This is a genomic window from Aeromonas sp. FDAARGOS 1416 (assembly GCF_019048085.1).
GTDB lineage: Bacteria > Pseudomonadota > Gammaproteobacteria > Enterobacterales > Aeromonadaceae > Aeromonas > Aeromonas veronii.
The window spans coordinates 515,943-527,648 of sequence record NZ_CP077301.1 but is presented as its reverse complement, the minus strand read 5'-3'; the positions used below and the strand labels follow the sequence as shown (position 1 = coordinate 527,648).

At 61.0% G+C, this 11,706-nt stretch carries 12 protein-coding genes; 9 read left to right on the top strand and 3 right to left on the bottom strand.

Features of this window, described 5'->3' with window-relative positions:
- Nucleotides 1-172 precede the first annotated feature (172 nt).
- Together tsaA and I6L46_RS02415 are read left to right on the top strand one after the other, a co-directional pair.
- On the top strand, nt 173-877 hold the full coding sequence (tsaA, locus tag I6L46_RS02420; protein WP_139428836.1) for a tRNA (N6-threonylcarbamoyladenosine(37)-N6)-methyltransferase TrmO: 705 nt from the start codon (nt 173-175) through the stop codon (nt 875-877).
- Nucleotides 878-1,165: 288 nt separating this feature from the next.
- Nucleotides 1,166-1,714 (top strand): cytochrome b, encoded by a 549-nt coding sequence (locus tag I6L46_RS02415; RefSeq protein ID WP_216977289.1) that lies wholly within the window; start codon nt 1,166-1,168, stop codon nt 1,712-1,714.
- An 87-nt stretch (nt 1,715-1,801) separates the two neighbouring features.
- On the opposite strand, the gene I6L46_RS02410 is transcribed toward I6L46_RS02415, so the two are convergent.
- A complete protein-coding gene (locus tag I6L46_RS02410; protein WP_216977288.1) occupies nt 1,802-2,482 on the bottom strand; it encodes a polymer-forming cytoskeletal protein in 681 nt (226 codons plus the stop codon).
- 199 nt (nt 2,483-2,681) lie between these two features.
- On the opposite strand from I6L46_RS02410, the gene I6L46_RS02405 reads away from it, so the two are divergent.
- From I6L46_RS02405 to I6L46_RS02385, 5 genes are all read left to right on the top strand, one after another.
- Entirely contained in the window at nt 2,682-3,356 is a 675-nt protein-coding gene (locus I6L46_RS02405) for a response regulator transcription factor (RefSeq protein WP_041201856.1), read from the top strand.
- Nucleotides 3,356-4,741 carry an ATP-binding protein gene (locus I6L46_RS02400; RefSeq protein WP_216977287.1) on the top strand — a complete coding sequence of 462 codons (1,386 nt, stop codon included), beginning with the start codon at nt 3,356-3,358 and terminating at the stop codon, nt 4,739-4,741. The genes I6L46_RS02405 and I6L46_RS02400 overlap by 1 nt, the downstream gene beginning before the upstream one ends.
- Nucleotides 4,742-4,924: 183 nt before the next feature.
- Nucleotides 4,925-5,413, top strand: a complete 489-nt coding sequence (locus I6L46_RS02395; protein WP_040065876.1) for a TIGR00645 family protein — start codon at nt 4,925-4,927, stop codon at nt 5,411-5,413.
- An 85-nt stretch (nt 5,414-5,498) separates the two neighbouring features.
- Nucleotides 5,499-5,927, top strand: coding sequence for an N-acetyltransferase (locus I6L46_RS02390; protein WP_158112885.1), 429 nt, complete (start codon nt 5,499-5,501; stop codon nt 5,925-5,927).
- A 112-nt stretch (nt 5,928-6,039) separates the two neighbouring features.
- Entirely contained in the window at nt 6,040-6,288 is a 249-nt protein-coding gene (locus I6L46_RS02385) for a DUF3297 family protein (protein WP_005338226.1), read from the top strand.
- A 124-nt stretch (nt 6,289-6,412) separates the two neighbouring features.
- Here the strand turns inward: I6L46_RS02385 and I6L46_RS02380 are convergent, their stop codons facing one another.
- Nucleotides 6,413-7,690 (bottom strand): FAD-binding oxidoreductase, encoded by a 1,278-nt coding sequence (locus I6L46_RS02380; protein ID WP_216977286.1) that lies wholly within the window; start codon nt 7,688-7,690, stop codon nt 6,413-6,415.
- A 45-nt stretch (nt 7,691-7,735) separates the two neighbouring features.
- Nucleotides 7,736-8,338 carry an HTH-type transcriptional regulator PuuR gene (puuR, locus tag I6L46_RS02375; protein ID WP_216977285.1) on the bottom strand — a complete coding sequence of 201 codons (603 nt, stop codon included), beginning with the start codon at nt 8,336-8,338 and terminating at the stop codon, nt 7,736-7,738.
- Between the two features lie 416 nt (nt 8,339-8,754).
- On the opposite strand from puuR, the gene I6L46_RS02370 reads away from it, so the two are divergent.
- Both I6L46_RS02370 and gabT read left to right on the top strand, forming a co-directional pair.
- Nucleotides 8,755-10,218, top strand: coding sequence for an NAD-dependent succinate-semialdehyde dehydrogenase (locus tag I6L46_RS02370; protein WP_202000731.1), 1,464 nt, complete (start codon nt 8,755-8,757; stop codon nt 10,216-10,218).
- A 124-nt stretch (nt 10,219-10,342) separates the two neighbouring features.
- Entirely contained in the window at nt 10,343-11,632 is a 1,290-nt protein-coding gene (gene gabT, locus I6L46_RS02365) for a 4-aminobutyrate--2-oxoglutarate transaminase (RefSeq protein ID WP_118854129.1), read from the top strand.
- Nucleotides 11,633-11,706: the final 74 nt, after the last annotated feature.

The following is an 11,706-nucleotide window of genomic DNA, read 5'->3' as shown; positions in this document are numbered from 1 at the left end:
CTGACACGCCAGTTGCCTCCACCCTACGCAACTTGGTGTGCGGGCACAGCCCCCGACTGGCCGGGATGGGACAGGGATCACGGCAGCGCCGCAGAAAAGGGCGTAATGAGGCCGAGCCTGCGTTTTGGGGCCGTCTGTGCTAAATTGCCGGGGTTTTCAGTCAGGATCCGCCATGAAGTTCGAAATCGACACCCTCGGGATCATCCACTCTCCCTACAAGGAGAAGTTCGCCATCCCCCGCCAGCCCGGACTGGTCAAATCGGCCCGCGCCCGCCTCGAGCTGCTTCCCCCTTACGATCAGCCGGATGTGCTGCGCGGCATCGAGCAGTTCTCCCATCTGTGGCTCAGCTTCGTCTTTCACCAGACCATGGCGCAGGGCTGGCACCCGACGGTGCGCCCGCCGCGCCTTGGCGGCAACGAACGGGTCGGCGTCTTTGCCACTCGCTCCACTTTCCGCCCCAATCCGCTAGGGCTCTCGGTGGTCGAGCTGCACGGGATTGGTCGCGAGCGGGGCAAGCTGTGGCTGGAGCTGGGGGCGGTGGATCTGCTCGATGGCACCCCCATCGTCGATATCAAACCCTATATTCCCTATGCCGACAGCCTGCCGGATGCCCGTGGTGGTTTTGCCCCCGACGCCCCCACGCCGCCGCTGGCGGTGAGCTTCAGTGCCGAGGCAGAGCAGCAGTTGCAACCCTGGCTCAAAGCCCACCCCGAGCTGCGCCAGCTGGTAAGCGAAGTGCTAGCGCAAGATCCGCGCCCCGCTTACAAGAAGGGCAAACCCGATGAGAAGGAGTACGGGGTGCGGCTGTTTGACTGCAACGTCCGTTTTCGCATCAGCGAGCCGGATTGCGTGGTGCTGGCCATCGAGCCCGCCTGAACCTGGGCGGGCCGACATCACTGATGCTATTTCACGCCTTCTTCACGTCACAAGGGGCTTAATGAGCCTGTAAATTGTGTGGCATTGATCAGACTATCCACCCGGTTGCCAGTGATACCATGCAGACAGCAGAGGGGATCTCCTCTCTGACTGATGCCAGCAGCAGACTATCGATGTATGGCAAGCATGGTAGCCCGGCTGTTGCCGCCAAAGGATCTGGCTTCGCCCCGACACACTTGAGTGCGGGGATGCCACACGGATGTGACAGCACTTCGAAGGAACAAACCTATGCTGATGAACAGTGAACAACGTTATGGCACCCTGAATATCGGGCTGCATTGGCTGACCCTGTGGGCCATGATCGCCGTCTACGCCCTGATCGAATTTCGCGATATTTTCCCCAAAGGGGACCCTGGCCGGGATCTGATGAAGGAGTGGCACTTTATGCTGGGGCTGCTTATCTTCGCCCTGGTCTTTGTCAGACTGGCCCTGCGCTGGATGAACCCGACACCCCGCATCGTGCCCGAGCTCTCCCCGGTCATGCACAAGCTGGCAAAACTGGCCCACCTCGCCCTCTACGGTTTTCTGATTCTCACCCCTCTGTTTGGCTGGCTGCTGCTGAGCGCCGCGGGCAAACCAATCCCCTTCTTCGGGCTTGAGCTGCCTGCCCTGCTCTCCCCCAGTCCGGCTCTCAAGGGACTGATCAAGGAGGTACACGAGACGCTGGGTAATATCGGTTACGCCCTGATCGGCCTGCACACGGTGGCGGCCCTCTATCACCACCATATTCTCAAAGACAACACCCTCACCAATATGCTGCCGCCACGCCGCAGCTAACGGGTAACGGGGAAATGCAGAGGGGGCCATTGTGGCCCCCTCTCTGTTTTCCTGAACAACTGTCATCTGCACCGCTGGCAAACGGCATCACGCCTGCTTGGCCAGCTCCTCGGTCGGCTTGCCTTTCGGCTCGTGCGGCAGCTTTTTCACATTGCTCTTGCTCTCCGGCTGCTTGCTCCCGGACGCACTGTTTTCAGACAAGGCTTGCAACACAGGATCGGCCTTGCCGGCCACGGTGGGCTGGGACTGGCCAACAAAGTTGCCGCCCTTGCAGATGGAGAGACTGCCCCCCTTGAAGATCCCCTGCATCTTGCCGCTCTCCAGGATCTCCACCTCAGCGGAGGTACAGGTGCCTTCCAGCAGACCATTGATGATCACGTGGGGCGCACTCACCTCCCCCTCAACGCTACCGCCCTGCATGATGCGCAGCACACCACCGATGAGCTGGATGGTGCCATTGACCTGACCGCGCACCTCCAGATCCCCCTCCACCTGCAACTCGCCCTTGAAGCGGGCACCGGCTGCAATCACGGTGGCCCCCGCCGACCCAGTAGCCGCACCACCTTTGTTTCTTCCAAACATCCGTACTCTCTCCACCAACCACACAAGCAGAACCAGCGGCATCGGCGCCACTGGCCACAAAAAACAGGGCGACCCCAGCACGTAGAGCAGCAAGGCGGCCCCCCAGCAGAGCCAGACAATATAGAGGAGATCGCTGCGCTCACGCTGTTGCAGTCGCGTCAGCAGCCTCCCGGCCATCTCTCTCATCACACCAAACCTTTCGCAACATGGCTGCCGACCAGCAGGCCATCGACAACCCGGACCATGGTTAAACGACCAGTTGGCGCGAACTCTGAAGTCCCGCTGATTCAGTCCCGATACAGCCGGGATGCATTAGGATTCGAATTGACTCGAAGCGACATACACTTTCTAATTGACAGCCTGGATCCCTATGACCGCTCACATCATGAAAATTCTGTTGGTCGAAGACGACAAGCTGCTCAATCACCACCTCTCCTCTCTGCTGACCGAAGCCGACAATCAGGTCTACAGCACCGACCAGGCCGGGATTGCACTGCACTACGCCGCCGACTATCCCATTGATGTGGCCATCATCGACCTCGGTCTGCCCGATATGGACGGCCTGCAACTGATCCGGCAACTGCGTGAACGGCAGATCCCCTTCCCCATCATTGTGCTGACCGCCCGTGGCAACTGGCAGGACAAGGTCGAAGGACTGGAAGCAGGTGCTGATGACTATCTGGTCAAACCGTTCCAGAAAGATGAGCTGCTGGCCCGACTCAATGCGCTGGTGCGCCGCAGCGCCGGTTTTATCTCGCCCAGGGTGAAAGCTGGTGATTACGAGCTGGATCTCTCCCGCAAGGAGCTGACTATCGCCGGTGAAGTGGCTGTGCTCACCAGCTTTGAATACCTCATTCTTGAGTACCTGATGCGCAATGCCCGTCAGGTGGTCTCCAAGCAGCAACTGCTCGACCAGCTCTACGGCGACGGCGAAGGGGACCCCAACACCATCGAGGTGATGGTGAGCCGCCTGCGCAAGAAGCTGGATCCGGAAGGGACGATTCAACCCATCTCCACCATCCGGCGTCAGGGTTACATCTTCAACCTCTCCTGTAACTGATGCAGTTTCATCTGCCGCACCCCATCAAGATGATCCGCAGCTCACTGCACATCAAACTGCTGCTCAGCTCGCTGCTGGTCATCGCGCTGATCATGGGGTTTGCCGTCTACGCCCTCTATCTTGGTCACGTCGAGGAGCAGACCCAGAAGGCCAGCGCCCGGATGCAGGAGAACCTGGCCAAGCTGTTTTCCTCCACCGAACCGGATGACAAGGGATCGAACGTCGAGCTGGGGCGGATATCCCGTGGTGCGGGGGATCGCAACCTCGATACCCTGATCTGCCGCGCCGATGGCGATCTGGTCTGGTCGAGCCTCCATATGCCGGAGGTGATCAAGGCCAAACAGACCATCTGCGGCGACCTGATGAAGTATCTGGGGGGGATGGATCTCGACTACTTCTTCAAGAAGCACACCATCAAGAACGGCGAGAGCTACTTCGTCTACAGCCTGCGGTTTATCCGCAATCCCGGCAGCGGCACCACCGCCTACTATGTGGTGATGATCGACTCGGCCAAACGCTACCACGAAGAGTCCAGCACCTACCTCTACCAGACCGCCAAACAGGCGCTGCTCGCCTATATGCTGCTGGCCGGGCTGCTGCTGCTCACCACCTTCTGGAGCCTCAGCTCCCTGCGCACCATCGCCCGTCAGATCGACGATATCCGGGCCGGCAAGCGCGATGACCTCTCGAGCGATTTTGAGCGAGAGCTGGCCCCGCTGACCGACTCCATCAACCAGCTGCTGGAAAACGAACGCCAGCAGACCCAGCGCTACCAGCACGCCCTCAACGATCTCGCCCACAGCCTGAAAACCCGGCTGGCGCTGATCCAGATCACCACCCGCGAAGTGAAGCTGGGGCGGGAGATCCACGACAACATCAACGAGCAGATCCTCACCATGGATCAGATGATCCAGTATCAGCTCAGACGGGCCGTGACCGGCCGCCAGCGCCTTGCCAGCAAGGGCACCGAACCGGTGCCGCTGATTGAAAAACTGCTGGCCAGCCTGACCAAGGTCTATCGCCACAAGAAGCTGCAAACCCACTTCAAGTTCGACGATGACGCCCTCTTCCACGGCGAACAGGGCGACCTGATGGAGCTGATGGGCAACCTGCTCGACAACGCCTGCAAATTTGCCATCAGCGAAGTGAAGGTGACGGTGCGCCGCCATCTCGAGCGGCTGCGTATCGAAGTGGAAGATGATGGCCCGGGAATCGATCCGGCCAAATCGGAGCAGATCTTCCAGCGCGGCGTGCGGGCAGACAGTTCACCCGGTCAGGGCATAGGTCTGGCGGTGGTGACCGAAATCGTCCACAGCTACGGCGGCCAGATCCGGGTCGATGAATCCCCCCTCGGCGGCGCCCGCTTTACCCTGGATCTGCCCTGACACCGGATAGGCCCGACCACGGGCCCTCTGCCACCCGCTGCACTGCCCTACCCAGGGTTAAAAACTCCTGCCTGACACCACCCAATTCAGCAATATGCTATCGAGATGCTTGAGATGTGAGGCATCTCGGTTAAGCTATGGCCGACTCGTTTGTTAACCATTTGATGGACCTGTAATCGCACTATGGAAAACATGTTTGAAAGATTGATGTACGCATCCCGCTGGATCATGGCCCCCATTTATCTTGGGCTCAGCCTCATACTGCTGGCACTGGGAGTGAAATTCTTTCAGGAGATCCTCCATATCCTGCCCAACATACTGGAGATGAAAGAGGTGGATCTGGTGCTGGTCACACTGTCGCTGATCGATATCACCCTGGTGGGGGGACTTATCGTGATGGTGATGTTTTCCGGCTATGAGAACTTCGTCTCGCGCCTCGATGTCGGGGATGAGAGCGACAAACTGGTGTGGCTCGGCAAGCTCGATGCCGGCTCCCTGAAAAACAAGGTCGCCGCCTCCATTGTCGCCATCTCATCTATTCACCTGCTCAAGGTGTTTATGAATGCCGAAAATCTCCCCAACGACAAGATCAAGTGGTACCTGCTGATCCACATCACCTTTGTCCTCTCGGCATTCGCCATGGGCTACCTCGACAAGCTGACCCGCAAATAGTAGCCAGCCTGCGATAGACGATATGCCCGATAACACGACATGGATCGGGCATATCGTGCGGCCACTCTTCACAGTCGAGGCCACTATGATCCGCCCATTATCTGCCACCGATCTGGATGCCGCCGTCGAGCTCTGGTATCAGGCATCGGTGCAGGCCCACGACTTTATTCCCGCAGCCTTTTGGCATGAGCAACGGGCAGCGATGCGCGATATCTACCTGCCCGCCAGCCAGAGCTGGGGTTATGAGGAGGATGGACAGCTACTGGGCTTTATCTCCTGGTATCAGGGCTCTGTTGCCGCGCTGTTTATTTCCCCTGATCACCAATCACACGGGCTGGGTCGCCAACTGCTCGAACACCTCAAAGCCCAATATGACCGGCTCGAGTTGACGGTCTACGCCGAAAATGAGCAGGCGCGGCGCTTCTATTCCCGCAACGGTTTCAAAGAGGGTGAGCAGCAGCTGTGCGAGCATAGCGGTCGCCCCGAGCTGGTGATGCATTGGCAACGAGGATAAGCGGGTCGCCCATAGCGATGGCGAGCACGCTTTGCCTGTTTTGTGGCCGCCTTGAATGCCATGGCGGCATTCTCTACAATGACCCACTTTTTATTCATTTCGGGTTATATCGATGAGCGATACCAGCACCAAACCGGCTCTGCCGGATCACCTCTCCTGCAATCCACGCAGCCCTCACTATGTGGCCGCCTGCTTCGAGCACCCGATCGGTATTCGCCTGAACGGCAAAGAGCGCACCGATGTCGAGGAGTACTGCATCAGCGAAGGTTGGGTGAAGATCCCCTCCCCCAAAGCGCTGGATCGCCGTGGTCAGCCCATCCTGATCAAACTCAAGGGCACCGTTGAAGCCTTCTACAGCTAAACAACGCTCTGCAGCTTGATAAACAAGGCCACCCTCGCGGTGGCCTTGTTGTTTCTGGTATTGGTGCTGGCGTCAGCGTTATCTAAGCGGCACCCACCAGCCCACATTTCTCGCTGGGCAGCTCTTATACACCCAAGCGGTCGCGCAGGGTGTACCAGGCGGCGCCCGCAGCGGTGAAGGGGATGCGGAACAGGCGGCCACCCGGGAAGGGGTAGTGCGGCAGTTTGGCAAAGGCATCGAAGCGCTCCGCCTGACCGCTCAGCACTTCGGAGAGCAACTTGCCCGCCAGATGGGTGCAGGTGACGCCGTGGCCGCTGTAGCCCTGCATGTAGTAGATGTTGGGGCCGATGCGACCAAACTGCGGCAGCCGTGACAGGGTGAGCAGAAAGTTGCCGGTCCAGGTGTACTCCACCTTGACGTCGGCCAGCTGCGGGAAGGTCTTGAGCATCTTGGGGATGATCAGCCGCTCGATATCCGCCGGATCCCGCGCGCCATAGACCACGCCGCCGCCATAGATCAACCGGTGATCGCCGGAGGTGCGGTAGTAGTCGAGCAAGTAGTTGCAATCCTCCAGACAGTAGTTCTGCGGCAAGAGTGAACGGGCCCGCTCCTCTCCCAGCACTTCGGTGGCGATCACCTGGGTGCCACAAGGCATGCTCTTGGCGGCGAGCTCGGGCACCAGATTGCCGAGATAGGCGTTGCCGGCCACCACGATAAAGCGCGCCTTCACCGCCCCCTTGGCGGTCTTGACCAGTGCTGGTTGACCCGGGGTGATGCTGGTGACGGCGGATTGTTCGAAGATCTGCCCCCCCTGGATGCGGATCGCTTCCGCCTCCCCCAGCGCCAGATTGAGAGGGTGAATATGGCCGCCGCTCTTGTCGAGCAGGGCGCCGACGTAGCGATCGCTCGCGACCACCTCGCGCACCCCCTTGGCATCGAGCAGCTCCAGCTGCTCATTGCCCCACTTCTCCCAGCGCGCCTTCTGCGCCTTGAGCTCGTGCAGCTGCTTCTCGGTCTCGGCGGCAAAGACGCCCCCCTCCTGCAGATCGCACTGGATGTTGTAGCGCTTGATCCGCTCGCGGATGATCTGTCCCCCCTCAAACAGCATGGAACCGAGCAGCCTGGCCTGATCCGGCGGGCAGTTCGCTTCTATGGTGTCGATGTCGCGGCTGTAGGAGTTGACGATCTGACCGCCGTTGCGGCCGCTGGCGCCAAAGCCGACCCGGGCAGCCTCCAGCACCACCACCCTGTAGCCCTTCTCCACCAGATGCAGCGCGCTGGAGAGGCCGGTATAGCCCGCCCCGATGACGCAGACATCGCACTCCAGCTGCTCGGTCAATGTCGGATAGGGCGCGTGTTTATTGGCGCTGGCTGCGTAGTAACTGTTTACATGTTCGGTCATGATCCCTGTTTCCTTACCGGTTCGGTTGCCAAACTACTGTCAGGATTAAAAGCTCGCCGGGGTGTGGGCGCTGACGATGCGACAGGTCTCCCCCGACGGATTGCTGAAGCTGTGGGGCTCGCCGGTGTCGATCACATAGCTGTCGCCCGCCTCCAGCTGATAACTCTGGCCCGCCACCGTCAGGATCACCGACCCCTCCAGCACGGTGCCGACCTCTTCCCCCTGATGGGTCACCTGACCGCCGGTGTCGGTGCCGGGGGGATAGGTCTCCAGCATAAAGCCGAGCTGGCGGCGGTTGTTGCCGTTGTGCACCAGCTTGAGGGAGACCCCCTGACTGCCCAGCTCGATCAGCTGATCAGCCTTGATCACCACTTCCGGAGTGCGGCTCTCCTCCTCGGCGAAGAAGCGCGACAGCGGCAGGCCGTAGATGGTGAGCAGCTTTTGCAGGGAGGCGACCGAGGGGCTCACCTTGTCCTGCTCGATCATGCAGATGGCGCCATGAGTCAGGCCGCTCAACTCGGCCGCCCGCCGCTGGGAGAGCCCCAGCTGATGGCGTACCGCCGCCAGCCGTTCCCCCATGGTGCGCGCCCCAGCATCAGCCTCACTCAACGGTCGAGCCACGCCCTCCCGGCTCTGTGGCCCGCTCACCGCAAGCCTCCTCTTGCTGCGCTATCTCTGCATCCTTGCATCATCAGCCTCTCCTGCTTGCGCGTGATCGCATCGGATCAGGCGCAGCCTGTTTACCCTGCTGGTTAAAATAGCCGACCAGCGTTCCCTTGCCGTTCACTATGTTACACAGCACAGCCGTTCATTATTTTGCACACCTGATTTACCATCTGCCGGTCGTTTGCCCACTTACAGCCTGCAAGCGAACCGGAGAAAGCGCGCTACACAGCCCATTTTCTAGCATGGCGCCCCCCAGCAATTCAAATATATTTAACACTTGAAAAACATTTCAGCTCAAATTATGGTCTTCCTGTGCTTATTATTTTATACGGCAGCGGCGCAGGAAGGGTCGGCTCACTCCGGCAACCAGCTGCTCTGACCCACACTCGAGGCTTCTCATGTCAGGAACAACATCCCACTCCAGCTTGATCACATCCCGCGCCTATATAGATGGACAGTGGTGCGAGGCCGCCAGCGGCCGCACCTTCGAGGTCACCAACCCCGCCAGCGGGGCCGTGATTACCCAGGTGCCCGACATGGATGCCGAGGATACCCGCCGCGCCATCGCGGCCGCCCACGCGGCGCAACCCGCCTGGGCGGCGCTGACCGCCAAGGAGCGCAGCAACAAGCTCTACGCCTGGTTTGCCGCCATCACAGCCCACAGCGACGAGCTGGCCCGCATCATGACCTGCGAGCAGGGCAAGCCGCTGGCCGAGGCCAAGGGCGAGGTGACCTATGGCGCCAGCTTTATCCAGTGGTTCGCCGAGGAGGGCAAGCGCGCCTATGGCCGCACCATCCCGGGCTTTAGCGGCGATCGCCGGCTGGCCACCATCAAGCAGCCGGTGGGCGTGGTCGCAGCCATCACCCCGTGGAACTTCCCCATTGCCATGATCACCCGCAAGGCGGGCCCGGCGCTGGCCGCCGGTTGCACTATCGTCATCAAGCCTGCCGCAGAAACGCCGCTCTGCGCGCTGGCACTGGCGCTGCTTGCCGAGCAGGCGGGCATCCCCGCCGGTGTCATCAATATCGTCACCAGTCATCAGGCGAGCGAGGTGGGCAACGAGCTGTGCAGCAATCCGGTGGTGCGCAAGCTCTCCTTCACCGGCTCCACCCGCATCGGCAAGCTACTGATGCGCCAGTGCGCCGACACCATGAAAAAGCTGTCGCTGGAGCTGGGTGGCAACGCCCCCTTTATCGTCTTTGATGACGCCGACCTCGACGCCGCCGTGGCAGGGGCGCTCGCCTCCAAATACCGCAACGCCGGGCAGACCTGCGTCTGCGCCAACCGGATTCTGGTGCAGGCCAGCGTCTATGACGCCTTCGCCGAGAAGCTGACTGCCGCCGTTGCCGCCTTCAAGGTGGGGGATGGCATGAGTGAGGGCACCCAGATCGGCCCGCTCATCAACCCCGCCGCCGCCAGCAAGGTGGCCGAGCTGGTCCAGCAATCGGTCGCCGCCGGTGCCGAAGTGCTGCTGGGGGGCGAAGCTCACCCCGCTGGCCCCCTCTTCTACCGCCCCACCATTCTGGGCAAGGTGGATAAAACCAACCCCATCCTGCAGGAGGAGATCTTCGGCCCGGTCGCCCCGCTGGTGCGCTTCGAGACGGAAGCCGAAGCCATCGCCATTGCCAACGACACCCCTTATGGCCTGGCCGCCTACTTCTATGGCCGCGATATCGCCCGGGTGTGGCGCGTCGCCGAACAGCTGGAATACGGCATGGTCGGCATCAACGAGGGGATCATCTCCACCGAGCTGGCCCCCTTTGGCGGCATCAAGGAGTCGGGTCTGGGCCGGGAAGGGGCAGCCGAGGGGCTGGAAGAGTATCTCGAGACCAAATACCTCTGCTTTGGCGCCATTCGCTAAGGCTGCAACAGAGAGACAAGGCGCCGCCGAGCTGGCCCGATGGGCTGATCGGCGGTGATGGGCGCCAAAACGCCTGCCACATTTTCAGGGAATATCGGGGGCTGCGGCCCCTCAGGGAGGAAAGATGAGTCAGTCAGAATCAAACAAGGCGTGGCAAGCGCGCCGCGAAGCGGCCGTGGTCAACGGCGTTGGCACCCTGCTGCCGGTCTTTATCGACCGGGCGCAAAATGCCGAGCTGTGGGATGTGGAGGGCAACCGCTACATCGACTTTGCCTCCGGCATCGCCGTGCTCAACACCGGCCACAACCACCCCAAAGTGGTGGCGGCAGTGCGCGATCAACTGGAAAAATTCAGCCACACCTGCTTTCAGGTCACCCCCTACCCGGGCTATATCGAGCTTGCCGAGAAGCTCAACGCCCTGGTGCCCGGCCCGACGCCGAAACGCACCCTGTTTCTCTCCACCGGCGCCGAGGCGGTCGAGAACGCCATCAAGATTGCCCGCGCCCACACCGGCCGCAGCGGCACCATCGCCTTCAAGGGGGGCTTTCACGGCCGCACCATGATGGGAATGGCGCTCACCGGCAAGGTGGTGCCCTACAAGACCGGCTTTGGCCCCTTCCCGGGGGAGGTCTACCACATCCCCTTCCCCGCCGATTATCTCGGGGTAAGTGAAGAGGATGCCCTGCACGCCCTCGAGCTCTGCTTCAGCGCCGACATAGAACCCTCCCGCGTTGCCGCCATCATTATCGAGCCGGTACAGGGCGAAGGGGGCTTCTATCCCGCCTCCCCGAGCTTTATGCAGAAGCTGCGCAGCGTCTGCGACCAGCACGGCATTCTGCTCATCTGCGACGAGATCCAGAGCGGTTTTTGCCGCACCGGCAAAACCTTCGCCACCGAATATGCCGGCATCGAGCCGGACATCATGACCCTGGCCAAGAGTCTGGCGGGGGGCTTCCCTCTCTCGGCGGTGGTGGGCAAGGCGGAGATCATGAACTCGGCCAAGCCGGGGGGACTCGGTGGCACCTATGCGGGATCGCCCATCGCCTGCGCCGCCGCGCTGGCCGTTTTACAGGTGATCGAAGAGGAGCAGCTCAACCAGAAAGCGCTGGATCAGGGGGAGCAGATCAAGGCGGGGCTGGAACGCATAGCCGAGCGTTTTGACTGCATAGGTCAAATTCGCGGCCCCGGTGCCATGGTGGCCATGGAGCTGGTGAAACGCCGTGATGCCAGCCAGCCCGATCCCGACCTTACCAAACGACTGGTGGCCGAGGCGGGCAAACGCGGTCTGGTCCTGCTCTCATGCGGGGTGCGCGCAAATGTCATCCGTTTTCTTGCCCCGCTGACCGCCCCTGCGGCAGTGATTGACGAGGGGTTGCAACTCCTTGAAAAATCACTGGAGGCCGTGCTGGCCTGACCAGCAGGAAAGTGACCACTTACCTGTGCAAATAAATGCAATTTTGCCCCCTTTTTTTCTTGTCAAGGGGGCCC